This is a genomic window from Acidovorax sp. AC410 (assembly GCF_979253235.1).
The window spans coordinates 3,171,881-3,186,061 of sequence record NZ_CEEDCG010000001.1 but is presented as its reverse complement, the minus strand read 5'-3'; the positions used below and the strand labels follow the sequence as shown (position 1 = coordinate 3,186,061).

The 14,181-nt window shown below is 66.0% G+C and carries 18 protein-coding genes; 12 read left to right on the top strand and 6 right to left on the bottom strand.

Annotated features, from left to right (window positions below; translation table 11 throughout):
• The first annotated feature begins 10 nt into the window (after positions 1-10).
• Entirely contained in the window at positions 11-196 is a 186-nt protein-coding gene (locus AC0IZS_RS14885) for a hypothetical protein (RefSeq protein WP_471636310.1), read from the top strand.
• A gap of 1 nt (position 197) precedes the next feature.
• On the opposite strand, the gene AC0IZS_RS14880 is transcribed toward AC0IZS_RS14885, so the two are convergent.
• Positions 198-710, bottom strand: coding sequence for a hypothetical protein (locus tag AC0IZS_RS14880; RefSeq protein ID WP_471636309.1), 513 nt, complete (start codon positions 708-710; stop codon positions 198-200).
• 215 nt (positions 711-925) lie between these two features.
• Between AC0IZS_RS14880 and AC0IZS_RS14875 the strand changes: the two genes are divergently transcribed.
• Entirely contained in the window at positions 926-1,366 is a 441-nt protein-coding gene (locus AC0IZS_RS14875) for a hypothetical protein (RefSeq protein ID WP_471636308.1), read from the top strand.
• On the top strand, positions 1,363-1,941 hold the full coding sequence (locus tag AC0IZS_RS14870) for a recombinase family protein (RefSeq protein WP_471636307.1): 579 nt from the start codon (positions 1,363-1,365) through the stop codon (positions 1,939-1,941). Before AC0IZS_RS14875 ends, AC0IZS_RS14870 begins: the two co-directional genes overlap by 4 nt.
• A gap of 4 nt (positions 1,942-1,945) precedes the next feature.
• Here AC0IZS_RS14870 and AC0IZS_RS14865 read toward each other — a convergent pair whose 3' ends face one another.
• On the bottom strand, positions 1,946-2,521 hold the full coding sequence (locus tag AC0IZS_RS14865) for a hypothetical protein (protein ID WP_471636306.1): 576 nt from the start codon (positions 2,519-2,521) through the stop codon (positions 1,946-1,948).
• A 249-nt stretch (positions 2,522-2,770) separates the two neighbouring features.
• Between AC0IZS_RS14865 and AC0IZS_RS14860 the strand changes: the two genes are divergently transcribed.
• Complete coding sequence (locus AC0IZS_RS14860; RefSeq protein ID WP_471636305.1) at positions 2,771-3,535, top strand: glutamine amidotransferase; 765 nt, start codon at positions 2,771-2,773, stop codon at positions 3,533-3,535.
• A gap of 9 nt (positions 3,536-3,544) precedes the next feature.
• Here AC0IZS_RS14860 and AC0IZS_RS14855 read toward each other — a convergent pair whose 3' ends face one another.
• Complete coding sequence (locus AC0IZS_RS14855) at positions 3,545-3,949, bottom strand: hypothetical protein (protein WP_471636304.1); 405 nt, start codon at positions 3,947-3,949, stop codon at positions 3,545-3,547.
• A gap of 278 nt (positions 3,950-4,227) precedes the next feature.
• A complete protein-coding gene (locus AC0IZS_RS14850; protein ID WP_471636303.1) occupies positions 4,228-4,821 on the bottom strand; it encodes a Csu type fimbrial protein in 594 nt (197 codons plus the stop codon).
• 281 nt (positions 4,822-5,102) lie between these two features.
• On the opposite strand from AC0IZS_RS14850, the gene AC0IZS_RS14845 reads away from it, so the two are divergent.
• The 5 genes from AC0IZS_RS14845 (at position 5,103) to AC0IZS_RS14825 (ending at position 8,793) form a co-directional block, all read left to right on the top strand.
• Positions 5,103-5,408 carry a hypothetical protein gene (locus AC0IZS_RS14845; protein WP_471636302.1) on the top strand — a complete coding sequence of 102 codons (306 nt, stop codon included), beginning with the start codon at positions 5,103-5,105 and terminating at the stop codon, positions 5,406-5,408.
• Between the two features lie 16 nt (positions 5,409-5,424).
• Positions 5,425-5,712, top strand: a complete 288-nt coding sequence (locus AC0IZS_RS14840) for a hypothetical protein (protein WP_471636301.1) — start codon at positions 5,425-5,427, stop codon at positions 5,710-5,712.
• A 5-nt stretch (positions 5,713-5,717) separates the two neighbouring features.
• Positions 5,718-6,518, top strand: coding sequence for an aminoglycoside adenylyltransferase family protein (locus AC0IZS_RS14835; protein WP_471636300.1), 801 nt, complete (start codon positions 5,718-5,720; stop codon positions 6,516-6,518).
• Positions 6,519-7,602: 1,084 nt separating this feature from the next.
• The gene (locus tag AC0IZS_RS14830; protein WP_471636299.1) at positions 7,603-8,139 is read left to right on the top strand and encodes a hypothetical protein; all 537 of its coding nucleotides are present in this window, start codon (positions 7,603-7,605) and stop codon (positions 8,137-8,139) included.
• A gap of 39 nt (positions 8,140-8,178) precedes the next feature.
• Positions 8,179-8,793 (top strand): hypothetical protein, encoded by a 615-nt coding sequence (locus AC0IZS_RS14825; protein ID WP_471636298.1) that lies wholly within the window; start codon positions 8,179-8,181, stop codon positions 8,791-8,793.
• 17 nt (positions 8,794-8,810) lie between these two features.
• Here AC0IZS_RS14825 and AC0IZS_RS14820 read toward each other — a convergent pair whose 3' ends face one another.
• Entirely contained in the window at positions 8,811-10,196 is a 1,386-nt protein-coding gene (locus AC0IZS_RS14820) for a hypothetical protein (RefSeq protein ID WP_471636297.1), read from the bottom strand.
• 178 nt (positions 10,197-10,374) lie between these two features.
• On the opposite strand from AC0IZS_RS14820, the gene AC0IZS_RS14815 reads away from it, so the two are divergent.
• Both AC0IZS_RS14815 and AC0IZS_RS14810 read left to right on the top strand, forming a co-directional pair.
• Positions 10,375-11,310, top strand: a complete 936-nt coding sequence (locus tag AC0IZS_RS14815; RefSeq protein ID WP_471639531.1) for a LysR family transcriptional regulator — start codon at positions 10,375-10,377, stop codon at positions 11,308-11,310.
• Positions 11,294-12,328 carry a Bug family tripartite tricarboxylate transporter substrate binding protein gene (locus AC0IZS_RS14810; RefSeq protein ID WP_471636296.1) on the top strand — a complete coding sequence of 345 codons (1,035 nt, stop codon included), beginning with the start codon at positions 11,294-11,296 and terminating at the stop codon, positions 12,326-12,328. Before AC0IZS_RS14815 ends, AC0IZS_RS14810 begins: the two co-directional genes overlap by 17 nt.
• Positions 12,329-12,337: 9 nt before the next feature.
• Here AC0IZS_RS14810 and AC0IZS_RS14805 read toward each other — a convergent pair whose 3' ends face one another.
• A complete protein-coding gene (locus AC0IZS_RS14805) occupies positions 12,338-13,492 on the bottom strand; it encodes an ABC transporter substrate-binding protein (protein WP_471636295.1) in 1,155 nt (384 codons plus the stop codon).
• A gap of 190 nt (positions 13,493-13,682) precedes the next feature.
• On the opposite strand from AC0IZS_RS14805, the gene AC0IZS_RS14800 reads away from it, so the two are divergent.
• Positions 13,683-14,117: a hypothetical protein gene (locus AC0IZS_RS14800; RefSeq protein ID WP_471636294.1), complete on the top strand. Its 435-nt coding sequence runs from the start codon at positions 13,683-13,685 to the stop codon at positions 14,115-14,117.
• The last annotated feature ends 64 nt before the right edge of the window (positions 14,118-14,181 follow it).

Sequence of the window (14,181 nt, the reverse complement as noted above, 5' to 3'; positions counted from 1 at the left end):
CCTGCAGAGCGTGGAGCACAAGCAAAGCGGTGTCATCTTCGACCTGTCGCCGCAGGTTTTCAAAGACGCTGTGCGCCTCACCCTCTTGCCCTTCCTCCCGAGCTGGTTTGACAGCAACAGCGCGGACCAGGCCGGCAGCGAACTGCTAGTGCTTCTGCAGGTCACTCGCCAGGCCTCCGCAGCTGTATTGCCTTGAATCAGGCCTTCATCGCGTCAAGCGCTGCTGACAGACCTGCTAGCGACTTGGTGCTTTTGCCAAAGACGATCCATTCGAAGTACTCCATCACGAGTGCGGACAGCTCGCCCATGCTCACGAAGTACTGTGAAAACTCGATATGAACCATATCTCCTTCGAAGTAGGAATCCCACCCAGAACACATGGGTTCCGTTACGAACGACACAACCTGTCGATTCAAGCTCCTTTTGTTAGTAAGTTGCCAATGTTTGCACCCGTTAGACATATCGGTAATTGCTTGAAAAACGTCCTTTGCATCTGCTGGCAGCTGGTTTGCGCGATCCCGTTGGTCTGCGGTGGCAGGGCTGTTCGGGTGAGTGATCCAGTCGTAGTACAGGTGGTGTGCTGTGACGATGAAGTTGTAGGACTCGTATGTACCCCAGGTCTCGCTGAGTCGTGCCAGATCCCATTTCAATTTGTCGAACAGGTCTTCAACCGTGTGCAAAGGAAGGCGTGTCGGTGGGTTCGTAGTCATGGTGTTTCTCCATCTTGGGATCAGCGCATTCTGCGGGATTGGGCGACCTGTTGTCTGGCAAACCGAGGGCCCCGGGCCGGAGACCTTGTGTCGTAGATCCTGGGGTCGGGGTATGGGGTGACAAACCCCATGTTGGGGAGTCGTGCAACCCGTGCCCGGCCCACTCTCACGGGCCTCTCCATCGGTTGTTACACTATTTAACAGGAGGGAAAAGCATGCATAGAATTATTTACCGACCTGACAGCACTTGGTTTTTTCTGGTCGATGTGGTGAAGCTCGCACTGGGTATTTTTATGGGCGGCCTGATGCTCTTTTTTGGGCATGAAGCCCTGCTTGCTCACCGGCTGCAGGCCGCCATGAATCAGCAGGTAAGTCAGCCGCTCTACGGCTCTGACGCGGCCAGCGCCACCAACTCAACCCGCAATCAGGTGCTTGCCCCGCCCCAACAGGCTCAACGCCCTGGCGAGGCCATTTCTCCCGCCACTCAAGCCCTGATCGAGCGAAACAACCGAGCGCGCCAGGACCGCAAGCAGGCCGCGTGGGAAGCCTTCTACCAGCCCCATCCAACCTGCAAGGCTGATCCCAATGCATACGGGTGCGCAAACGCGTTTCTTGCGGCTCGCAAACAGTTCGATAGCCAATACCAAGACCGTTGACCATTTACGGCTACGCCAGGGTTTCGACCACAGAGCAAAACACCGCTGTTCAGCTCGCCGCCTTCAAGCGCGCCGGCATCACGAACGTGGTGCAGGAGAAGCGCAGCGGCGTAGCAAAGCGGCCCGAGCTGCAGGCCCTTCTCGCGCGCCTTCGGCCTGGTGATGTGCTCGCGGTCTACGAGCTGGATCGGCTGTTTCGCAGCCTGCGCGATCTGCTGCGACTGCTGGAAGCACTTGAGCAACGCGGCATCAGCTTCCGCAGCCTCACCGAATCCATCGACACCAGCACACCGGCCGGCCGCATGTTCTGCCACATGCTGGGCGCCTTCGCAGAGTTTGAGCGGGCCATGATCCGCGAGCGTTGCGCTGCAGGATTTGAAGCGGCCAAGGCCAGGGGCCAGAAGTTCGGCCGGGACCGCTCGATGCCCGCCAAGACCGAGGTCAAGCTAGTGCGCATGTACCAATCGGACAAGTACACCATGCAGGCCCTGGCCGACTACTTCGAGGTCCACGTGTCAAGCGTGAAGCGCGCTATCTATCGTGTCACCAAGCCAGATCACAGCAGCCTCAAATAGGATCTCAGGTAGCACTCGCACCTGCGTTGAAAAGGCCTTGCAGCACGGGCCACCATTTCAAACACACTTCCGAAATGTCGTTTGCAACTGAGACTGTCTGAATGACTTTTTCGAGCAACGATTTTCCAACTGCATTGCTTCGGGTTGCTTCTGGTGTTGCAGCTTCCTTAGCGATGACATTCATGCACTCGATGAGCTCATTCTTTTGAGTTGCAGTTAGATCCGAGCTTCCCAATATCGCTTCTGACACACCCTTCACCGCGTCTGCAGCAGCAGTATTTCCAATCCCGTTCAGTGCACTTATGGTCACGTCAACTGACTGCATGACGCCTGTGTTGATCGCGCCAACAACGCTGTTGTTTACATTGATGTTCTGCATCTTGACTCCTTGGATGACAACCGGGACAGGGCTTGACTGCATGCGGGGAATGGTGTGCAGAAAGCCAAACTGCGAATTCATTTGGTCAATCGCAAGGTTTGCAAGCATTCTTGCGTTGTCCATCTCTTGCTGATTGAGAGCCTGCACCTTTGAGAAGCATTCGAGGCATAGAGGGATTTTTTGTTCTCCTACTTGATACATCGCGGGTTTTCCGCATTGATGACACGGCATATGGGTCCTCTACAAGCACCAGGGCGACGACGGTCATCACCCTTCATTTGCTCGTTTTAGCACGCCTTGTTGCTGCTCTGCACGTTCTCGATTGCATCCAGCGTCCCATTGACTTTGCTAGAGTTAGCTTTTTTCCTTGGTTCGAAAACCACAGTCAGTGGCTGGAAGCCAGGCGCCTTCCAGGCGCTTTTTTTATTTGCCGACCCTGCTGCCGCACGCATGACCGAAAGCCCCAACGCCAGGCCCGTCGCTCTGGCAAACAAACCCATCCTCATCGTTTCCGCAGGCGAAACCTTCGCCGACATCCGCGACGCCTTGGGCGATTTCGACGACTGGATTGCTGCCGGGCTCGGTAGCACCCATGCCCAGCGGCGGATGGATGCGCGAAAAGCATCCGCCCTCCCCGATCCGTCCGAACTGGCCGGGGTCGTGGTCAGCGGCTCGCACGCCATGGTCTCGCACCGAGAGCCCTGGAGCGAGCAACTGGCGCTGTGGATGAAGCGCTGTGTCGAGGCCGGGGTGCCGGTACTCGGCATCTGCTACGGGCACCAGTTGCTCGCCCATGCGTTCGGCGGGGAGGTCGATGACCTGCCCGGGGGGCCGGAGGTAGGAACACAGTCCATCCACCTGAGCCAGGACGCGCGCGAGGACGCATTGCTGGCGGGCCTGCCCGATCGGTTTCCTGCGCAGCTGGTCCACTACCAGTGCGTGCTGCGGCTGCCCGACCAGGCGGTGCTGCTGGCCTGCAGCGATCTGGAGCCGCACCAGGCCTTTCGCGTGGGCGGCTGCGGCTGGGGCGTGCAGTTCCACCCCGAGTTCTCGGCGGATGCGATGCGTGCGTATGTCGGGCATGTCAACAGCACGCGCGATGCAGCCAGCCAGTTGGACGGCGGCCTGGTCAGCGCTACGCCTGATGCCGGCAGCGTGCTCGGCAGGTTTGCAGCGATGGTGCAGGCGCCTGAGGCATCGAGCCAAGGCGCCTGATCGACCGGTTCAGCGTGCGGCTGTACGGCGAAGCACATGGCATTCGCCCTCATGGTTCTCGTAGTAGGCCAGGCCGGCGCCGGGAAAGAAGACGATGCAGTCCGTGGATGTGCCGACCAGGGCTTCGAGCACTGGCGCGGTGTCTGCCACGCAGTTGTCGAATTCTCCATGGCTTGCAGCAACGACGAAGCAGCGCGGGCCTGCGCCGAGCGACTTGAGCAGCGCAGCGACCTTGGCGGCAACGGCGTCGACCGCCGGGATCTGCTGCATGAACTTGCGCTCCAGGTGGCGACCATCGTGCGCCAGCGCCGAGATGAAGTCGCGTCTTCGGGATGGCTTGCTGGCAAGCGCCAGGTAGCGCTCTTGCCGCTCTGCAGCGACGAAGGTTCGGATGAACTCTTGTGCGGGCCCCATCGATCCACCTTGCCGAGTGAGTTGTCTGGCATGCATCATGGCATGCGGATCAGCTCAAAATGGAGGCTAGGAGCGTGCGCGGCAGAAGGCATCGAAGCGAAACGTCCGAAAACCGAGGATCGCTGGGTAGCACCGACAAGCACAGGGTGGCCCCCTGGGCGCCGGAGGTGATACCCGGCGAGACCGGTTTGTCGGGCGTTGCAGCCGATGCTCCTTCTGCCGCGCACGCTCCTAGGCGCGAGGCATGCACGCGACCATCTTCATCCCTGCGCCGGGGCTCAGTAGGTCACCGTGACCTGCAGCGTGTCGGTGTACATGCCTGCGGGCAGCGCCGCCGGATTCGACTTGTTGATCTGGCCGTGGATGGGCCACGAGAACGCCGCGCCATTGGCCGGCACGTTGACACCGGTGATGGCCGTGCCGGCGGGATAGGGCTGCGTGTGCCCGGCGTCACGGTACAGCTCGTAGGGCACGTAAGCGGCGGTGCTGCCGTTGCGCATGGCGCGCGAGCCGGTGCCGATGCCCGTGCCCTGGCCCGCATAGGAGCCGGGACCGACCTGGATGCTGATGCCCAGCACCTCGGGCGAGCAGACAAGCTGGGTAGGGCCGGACACACCCTCGGCCCCCGAAGGGGTGGCCGTGACGATGCCCGTGAAGGTGCCAGGGCGCGTGCCGAAGTCCAGGGTGCCGAAGCTCACGCCGGTCGTGGCGCCGGCACTGCCAGCGACCATACAGCCTGCCGTGAGCTGCATCTGCGCTTGCAGGGTACCGCCCAGGGTGCCCGCCACCGCTGGCCCTGCCGCCAAGGCCAGGGCCGCGGCTGCAAGCCGCCCGCATGCCAACGGGTGTTGTCTTCGTGCGCCCGCGTCCATCGCGTGTTTCCTCGAAAAATGTCCCAGATGCCCTTGCCTGTGAGAGCACGCATTGAATCCCCCATGGACTGCACATCCCACGGAGCACCCGGCTCGATCCGCGCAAATCGTATCAGGTTGTAAATTGAATCTGTAGAGGGTTCTCCTCAGACGGCGCTGCCGCCTCCTGCAGGCGGCCGAAAGGACGGCCATGCACGGAGCACCGATCTCCCCGCAGCACCATGGGATTTGCCATGCTGGACATATGCTCGTCCACATCCCTGTCGAAGCGACGAACTCCCATGCCCTTTGAGCCCTACTCCACCGAGGTACCGCCGACGCCATTTGAACGGGTCGGCTACTGGGCATGCCTGATCATCGTCGCCGGCATTGCAGCGCTATTCACTTACGGTATCTGTGTGAGCCTTCTCGATGGCGTGGCCCAAAAATGGGGGAAAGGAGGTGGCGGCAGCTTGGTGTTTCGCGCCAAGGATCCGGTGGGCTTTTACGCGGCACAGGTACCGTCCCTCTTGATTGGAGGATTCTTCTGGTACGCGGTGTACTGGGTGTACCGGACCTACCTGAGCGCTTCGCGCACCAAACCTTGATGGCGCAACCCCACCCATGAACACACTCCCCACGACAGGCGACCTGGCATCCCGGCGACTTGCGAAGCAGGTCCGCAAGCTCGAAAGCCAACTGGCGCGCCTGAACCCGCAACGCGATGCTGCGCTACACACCCAGTTGCAGGAGGAACTGGACCTCACCCGGGCCACCCTGGTGTCGTACGCCGAGTTCCTGGCAGAGCGGCCCAAGCCACCACCCGTGAGGTCATCGCGGGTCGTTGTCGCAGCGGCTTTGCTGGGGCTCGCGGGGCTCATCGGCTTCTTCGTCTTCAGCAAATACGCGTGACGGGCATGGCCACTCTCCCTGCCCACATCGCTTCCCAGCTCACCCGGGTGCGCGGCGTGCTCGCCCACCACCTGGGCGACGACCTGCGAGCCATCCACCTGTACGGCTCGGCCATGCATGGCGGCCTCCAGCCGCGCAGCGACATCGACCTCATGGTGACATTGGCGCGGCCTCTGGGCGAGGCCATGCGCCAAGCGCTGATGCGCGAACTGCTGGCCCACTCGGCCCCGCCCGGCAGCCCCGGCACAACGCTGCGCGCTCTGGAGGTGACGGTGGTGGCGCTCGGCGAGGTCGTGCCCTGGCGCTACCCAGCGCGGCGCGAGATGCAGTTTGGCGAATGGCTGCGCGAAGACATCGTGGCCGGCCACTTCGAACCCGCGATGGTGGACCCGGACCTGGCCATTCTGCTCACCAAGCTGCGGCTGCACAGCACCGCCTTGCTGGGCCCGACCGCCATGGATCTGTTCGCCCCCGTGCCCGCCGGTGACTTCCGCAAGGCACTGGCCGACACCATCGCGCAGTGGAATGCACCGCCCGACTGGCAGGGCGAAGAGGCCCCGATCCTGCTCGCCCTGGCGCGCATCTGGTACAGCGCCAGCACCGGCGCCATCGCCTCGAAGGATGCAGCAGCCGCCTGGGCAGCACAGCGCATGCCGCCCAAGCACGCAGCCCTGGTGCAGCGCGCGGCGCGCGCCTACCTGGGCACAATGGAAGACGATGGGCTGGCGGCCATGCCCGATGCAGTGGAGACCACCATCCATTGGTGCAAAGCACGCATCGCGCAGCTGCTGCGGGCAACGGCATAGCGCGCCACCCCCTGCCGCAAATGCCTGTCGCAAATGACTGCCGCCACACACGGTGCTGCATGCGCGGACAGAGAGTCCACAGCCACCGTGGATGACCCTGTGGAAAACCGCGATGGATACGGCGCAAAGCCAAGGCTGGCGCGACCTGCAACGCGGTGCCTGCGATTTCATCAATGCCGCATGCAGGGCGTGCAGCATGCGCACACACCGTCCACAGACGGCGTGGATGACCCTGTGGACAAGCACTGGGCCTGCGCGCCAAAGCCAGCACCGGCGCGGCCTGCAACGCAGTGCCTGCGAATTCATCAGCCTTGCGCAGCCACCAGCGCCTCTGCCCGTCCGCAGCGAACCTGCCCTGCCCCTTGCCATGCCTCATGCGCCTGCACAGCACAATGAGTCCACAGCCACCGTGGATGACCCTGTGGAAAAGGCCTGTGCATGCTGCGCAGAGCCAATGCTGGCGCGGCTTGCAACGCGGTGCCTGCGAATTGACCAATGGCCGTGCAGCGGGTGAAACAGGGCCGCCACAGGCACCCGCAAACTCCACAGCCGGCGTGGATGACTTTGTGGATAACCCCTGTGCAGACACGCCAGACCCAGCACTGGCGCGGCCTGCAACGCGGTGCCCGCGAATTCATCAGCCACGCGCCGCAGCCACCCCCGAGGCCGGCCCCAAAGCGCGCCGATGGCGCGGCGTGCAGGCACAGACACGCCATCCACAGCTGCCGTGGATGACTCTGTGGAAAACACCCGTGGATACGTCGCAAATCCAGCACTGGCGCGGCTTGCGACGCGGTGCCTGTTCTTTCATCAGCCCGCTGCTGCGCGGCGAGGCACGGCGGTCCGGGCAATTTTTCGGCCCTGGCACAGGGCTGGAAAAAGCCCACCCGTGGTGCTGCGCACAGCCCCGGTGCGCAACGCCCCGCGGCGGGTGGCAATCGTCCACAGCCACCGTGGATGACCCTGTGGATAACACCTGTGCATGCCCGCCGGACCCAGCACTGGCGCGGGTTTCAACGCAGTGCCTGCGATTTGACCAGTGCACTGGCGCATGCACGGCTACACTGCCCGCAGGAGGTGTGCCATGCAACCAGATTCGTCACCCGCGGCCGGCAGAGGCCCCTTTCTGCCGGACGTTGCCAGGATCGCGCTGGGCGTGTTCATCGGCGGCCTGGCGGCCCTGTTCGCCCACGATGCCATCGTCGACCCGCGCCCGCCGGCACCCATTGCCACGCCCACGGCGCTGACACCGCCACGGCCCGTGGGAAACGAAAGCAGCACCAGCAACACACAGCCCCCACCGCCACCCGTGGTGGCCCAGCCCGCGCCGCCCCCAGCACCATCCGCCCCCGAGCCCGCCCCGCCTCCCCCTGCACCGCCGCAGGCCGAGGCCCCGCAGCCCGCGCAGGACCCAGGCCAGAAGAAGGCCGACGAGGATCTCAAGACCGCCCAGGCCCTGTCCGCCCGGCTCGAGGCCGAACGCCAGCAGCGCCGGGCCGACGCCTGGGCCCGCTACTTCCAGCCCAGCCCGGTGTGCCGCGCCGACCCGGCCACCGGCCCCTGCGCCGACGCGCATCTGGCGGCGCGCAAGCGCTTCGATGCGCAGTACGTGGACCGCTGACGGCGCATTCCAGAGAGACGCCCCCGCCCTTCTTCGCCGATGAACAGCCAGCTGCGCTTTGTGATGCACCCCGACGACGAGCGCGAGTTCGCGGCGCAGATCCTTGCCGATCCGGCGGTGGTCTTGATCGACGGGCCGCGCTGGAAGACTGCGGCGCCGCAGACGTACCGCTCCCTCGATGCCATCGGCGGCAGCTACTGCATCCTCTGGTCGCCAGACGATGAGGCCACGCTGGACGCACGCTACATCGCGGGCTGCAATGACTGGTACTGCGAATCGGAATGGGCCACCGTGCAGTTCCTGCGCTCCGAGTCCTTCGCGGACGGCGTGCTGACCGAAGGACGCATTGCGGTAAGCACCGGCAAGGCCAGCGCGCATGCGGCCCAGGGTGTGGAGCTGCGCTACAAGGCACTGAGACGCTTTGTCCGCAAGCACTACATCAACTCGGTGGTCCGCTGGTGCAACCCCGGCATTCCTTTTGGACCTGCCATACCAGGGCGGTCGGCCAACCCCGGCGAGCCGGACGCGCAGGTCTGGGTGGGCCCGCATGCGCTGCAGTGGCTGCGCGACGATGCACAGCAGCGCCGCGTCAAGCAATTCCGCAGTACGGTGGTGGAAGCCCGCCTGGCAGACACCCTGCCCGCCCCGGCGTAACCGCTGCGCAAACCCACTCAGGGCCGCATGCGCACAGGCACCCGCGTCTCCAGTGCGCCGGGCACATACGTCGGCGCAAAGCTGCAGCCGGCTCCGAACTGCGCCTGCATCGCTGTGCAGCGCTGGGCCACGCTCGCGGGCGTGGGCTTGGTGCGCGTTTCCACCCAGTCGAGCAGCGAGGTCACCAGGGCCGGGTAGGTCGGGTCGCTGATGTAGCTGTGCGTACCCGTGGTCACGAAGGTCTGCACCAGGCGGTCGCCGCTGCCGCCGCGGTCCATCACGGTCTTGAAGTACGCGTCCAGCTCCACGAAGGCCGTGGGGTCGCTGATCCACTTGGTGGTGAGCACCGGCACGGGGATGGTGCCCTTGGGGTCGGTGTCGTCGGCGAAGCGCTGCACGGCGACCGGGTCGGCGCGGTAGCGCAGCACGCCGGCATTGAGCGCAGCGTCGTCGGCCGAGCCGCTGTAGACCACGCCGGTGTTGCCAAAGGGGCTGGCGCCGCCGGTGCGCTTGGCGGTCACGTCCTGGAAGTGGTAGGTGCCCCAGCTCAGGTGCGCCGAGATGGCGCTGGCGGGGATCTTGATGACCTTCTCGATGGTCTCGACCTTGCGCTGCTGCTCGGGCGTGCGCTGTGCGGCGGTCTTGTCCAGGCCCAGGCACTCGTTGGCGCGGGCGTTGAAGTCGTCGCGCGCCAGGGTCAGCGTGGCGGGCAGGCCGAGGTTGAGCGCGTAGCTCGCCTCGGTGGGCCGCGGGTGGTTGTTGCACAGGTACTGGTAGACGGCGCGCAGGTCCAGGCGGAAGTCGTACGAGCGCGTGCCGCCGGCCAGCACGCCACTGGTGAGCAGCACCGCGTCGTACGGCTGCGCGCCCACGGTCTGCGCGGTGAACATCTCGGCGGCCTTGGCGGCAACGCCCGCGCCCCACGACTGGCCGTGCAGCACCGTGCGCTTGGGCACCGCCACGTGTTCGTTGAAGATGCGGCGCAGGCGCTCGGTGTCCTCGGCTGCGGCGCGCACTTCCACCCCGCCCTGGCGGAAGGTGGAACCCGCCCAGGCGTAGCCGGCCTTGACCATGATGGCCCAGCGCACCAGGTCTTCCTGCGCGCGCTCAGCCGTGGGGGCGGCCAGGTCGGGCCCACCGTGGGCGTGCAGGATCAGGTTGCCGCCCCAGTCCTTGGGCGTGGCGATGAGGTAGTAGGCGCCGGCCGAGTCGCGCCCGCCCAGGCAGGTGGCGGTGGCGGGCAACTCGGCCGGGCAGGCCACGGCGACGGGCTTGGCCTCGGGTGGGTACGCGGGGCTGTCGCTGCCGCCGCAGGCCGACAGCAAGGTGATGGCCGACAGGGTGGACAGGACGGACAGGGTCGACGAAGCGACCGGGCTGCGCGAGCCGGTGGTGAAACGCATGGATATGTCTCCGGTTGTTGTAGTGGCAAAAGCGTGATCCCCTGCGGGATGCACAGGCGGGCGCGAAGCCCGCCACAGGGAAACCGACGGGGCCGGTCGCAGGGAACAGGGCGTATCCTAGGAGCGTAGGCTGCACATGCCAAACACCTGAATAATCTGTGGTCCATACGTTATGAATATCGAGTTCCGGCACCTGCGCTACTTCGTCGCCGTTGCGGATGCCCGGCACATCACCCGCGCCGCCGAGCGCCTGGGCATGCAGCAGCCCCCGCTGAGCCAGCAGATCAAGGGGCTGGAAGTGGAGCTGGGCGTACCCCTGTTCCTGCGCCACCCCAAGGGTGTGACGCTCACCGATGCGGGCCAGCTGTTCTACGCCGAGGCCACGCGCCTGCTGCGCGACTGCGCGGCCATGCAGGAGCGCATGCTGGCCTTTGCCGACGGCAGCCAGGGCATGCTCTCCATCGGCTTCACCAGCTCGTCGGCGGCGCACGACTTCACGCCCGAGGCGCTGCGCATGTGCCGCGCCACCTACCCCGGAATCCAGTTGGTGGTGAGCGAGAACAACGCCGCCGAGATCACCGATGCGGTGGCCTCCTCGCGCCTGCACTGCGGCTTTCTGCGCGTGCCCGTGGCCTGGCCCAAGGGCGTGGTGCTCAAGACCCTGCTGCAGGAGCCCGCCGTGCTGGCCATGCCGCGCGACCACCCGCTGGCGCAGGCGCCTGCGGGCAAGAAGCAGCCACCCGTGCAGCTCAAGGAACTGCAGGGCGAAAAGTTCATCTTCGTGCGCAAACCCGGTGCGCCGGGCTTGTACGCCAACCTGCTGGAGCTGTGTACGCGCGAGGGCGTGGCCATCAACGTGGTCTCGGAGGTGGACCGCATGATGACCAACCTGAACCTGGTGGCCGCCGGTGCCGGCATTTCGGTGGTGCCCTCGTCCATGCAGGGCACGCACCACAACGCCATCGTCTACCGGCCGCTGGCGCGCGCGGTGAAGCTGGGCGCGCCGCTGACGCTGGCCTGGCGCAAGAGCGATTGCCACGGCCCCACGGCGGCCTTCGTCGAACTGGTCACCAAAATCGCGGCCGGGAGGGCCAAAGTTGCTGCGCCTGCCTGAGCCCCCGCCCTTCCCGGCGCGCCGGCGCCTGCTGCGCTGGGCCACGGGCGGTGCGGCCTTGCTGGCTGGCGGAGTGCCGCCTGCCCTGGTGCAGGCTGCCACCCTGGCCGCACCGCGTTGGCCCAGCCGCCCGGTGCGCCTGATCGTGGTGTACCCGCCCGGTGGCGTGAGCGATGCCACGGCACGCGCCCTGGCACAGCCGCTGGCGCGCGCCCTGGGCGTGCCGGTGCTGGTGGACAACCGCGCAGGTGCCGGCGGCTCGGTAGGCATCGACCTGCTGGCCCGCGCCGCGCCCGATGGGCACACGCTGGCGTTCTCGGCCATCACGCCGGTCACGCTGCAGCCGCTTTTGGTGCCCGGCGGCCTGCGCGACCCAATGGACCTGGTGGCGCCCATCGTCGGCATCATGCACACGCCGGTGCTGGTGATGGGCACGCCGGCCCTGGGCCCGCGCTCGTTCACCGAGATGGTCGCCCTGGCCCGCGCGCGGCCCGGCGCCGTGCGCTGGGCGAGCTCGGGCGTGGCCACCACCGGCCACATGGTGCTGGTGCAGACGCGCCTGCACAGCGGCGCCGACATCACCCACGTGCCCTACCAGGGCGGCGGCGCGCAACTCAACGACGCGCTGGGCGGCCAGTTCGAGGTGCTGTCCTCCAACCTCGCGGCGCAGCAGCTCGAGTATGTGGCCGCCGGCCGCCTGCACGCGCTGGCCGTGGGCTCGCCCACGCGCCTGCCGGCGCTGCGCGAGGTGCCCACGCTGGCCGAGCTGGGGTACCCGCGCGCCAACCTGAGCTCGCTGTTCGGCCTGTTCGCACCCGCGCACACGCCCGCGGCCGTGGTGCAGGGCCTGAACGAGGCGGTCAACCGCATCCTCGGTGCCGGCGGCTTCGCCGCGGTGCTCAGGGACAAGCACCTGCTGCCCGCAGGCGGCACGGTGGCCGCCTTCGCGCAGCAGATCACCGCCGACCGGCAAGGCAACGAGACACTGGTGCGCCAGAGCGGCGCCGTGCTGCGCTGAGGTTGATGGTTACTGCCGGATGCGGCCGGTAGCGCTCACGATGGACAGTTCCACGAAGCGCGAGCCCCCGCGCTGGCCAGGGCGGTAACCCACGGTGTAGCCGCCCAGGTCCAGGCTGTCGATGCTGTCCAGCGCGGCGGCCAGGTTCTCGCGCGTGGGCCGGGCACCCGCGCGGCGCGCGGCCTCGGCGATCACCTTGGCGGCGATGTAGCCTTCCATCATGGCGTAGCTCACGGGCACGTCGGGGTCGCCGCTCTTGGCCTGCACCTCGCGGAATTCCTTGCTCAGCTTGCTGGAGGCGCGGTACGGGTTGGGAGTGACCTGGGCGATGGAGATGCCCTGCATATGCTCTTCGGCCAGGCGCTTGGCGAGTTGCTCCAGGTCCACGTCGGACGAGGCGAAAAGCCGTGCCGTGCCACCCTCCAGGCGGTACTTCTCGATGAAGGCCGAGGCGGCCGCACCGCTGGTGATGAGGATGATGGCCTGGGGCTTGGCCGCCTGCAGCAGCTTGTTGGCGTTCTCCATGCGCAGGGTGTCCATCTCGTAGGAGCCCTTGGCCATGAGGCTGCCGCCGTTCTTCTTCACGGCCTCTTCGGCACTGGCCAGCAGCGCCGGGGCGTCGGGCCCCTCTTCGTACAGCAGGCCCAGCTTGGTGATGCCCACGGTGGCCAGGTGCTCGGCGATCTTGCCGATTTCGTCGCGCAGGCCGGCGCGCACGTTGTAGAGCAGGGGCGAGTCGGGCTGGAAGGTGCTGCTGCGGTAGCCGACCAGCGCGATCTTCTCCTTGGCCAGCAGGCCGGACTTCTGCAGCGCGGCCAGGTTGCCAGCGCCCATGTAGCCGGCCAGCAGCAGCGGGCGCTGCTCGGCCAGCAGTTGCTGGGTGGCGGCCAGCGTCTGGTCGGCGCGGCCGCTATCGTCCTTGCGGGCCAGCACCAGGGTGTTGCCGTTGATGCCACCGGCCTTGTTGACGTGGTTGAAGTACATCTGCATGCCCGCCGAGTAGCCCCGGCCGTCGCTGGCCTTGAGGCCCGACAGCGGCGCCACCTGGCCGACCACGATGGGCGCCGCCTGTGCTGCCCCCAACGCGGCCAACAGGGCGCCGGCACAGAGAACGGGGCTCAAAAGCCATGGACGGGCAGGGGTCGCGGCAGCGCTCGGGTTCATGTGTCTCCTCGGTTTTTCTCGTTATGGACATGCCGACGCAGGCGCGCCGGTGGCCGAGCGCGTTTATACCAGCACCCGTACGCGACCGACAGCCTTCTGTCAGCTTCGATTTCGGAGAAAACTGGCCATGCGGGCTTGCACTCCTGCCCGGAGAGTGCAACCATGGATACCCAATTCCCGGGGGAATACCATGAAGAAGCTGCTCTTGCTGCTGTTGGCCTTGGTGGTATCGCATGGCGCGCTGGCGCAGGCCAGCGAGGCGCCGAACCTCGATGCACTGCAGCTGCCGCCCATCGCACGGCCGGCGGCCAGCCCGGCCGCCAAAGGCGCCACCAGCCAGGCCCTGGCGATCGAGCCCACCTACTTCTACACCTACCTGCTGAGCACCAGCACGGGCACCACGTACCCGGTGGGCACCCAGAGCCTCGGCTACCTGACGCGCAACGATGCCTTCATCGAATTGACTGGCTCGCTGGGATGCACGACAGCCGGTACTTTCATCCCGTTCGATGGCTACTTCGCGGACCGGTACAACTGCCCCTTCTACAACGGCATCATCGTCGTGGCGTGGGCGCCCAGCCTGGTCTATGCGCCCTGGATCTGGTACTACTACCTGATCCCCTGACAGGGCAACGCGCCGCGCCCGCCCAGAGGGCAGCACAGCGCATCGGCAAAAGCGACAGGAAGAG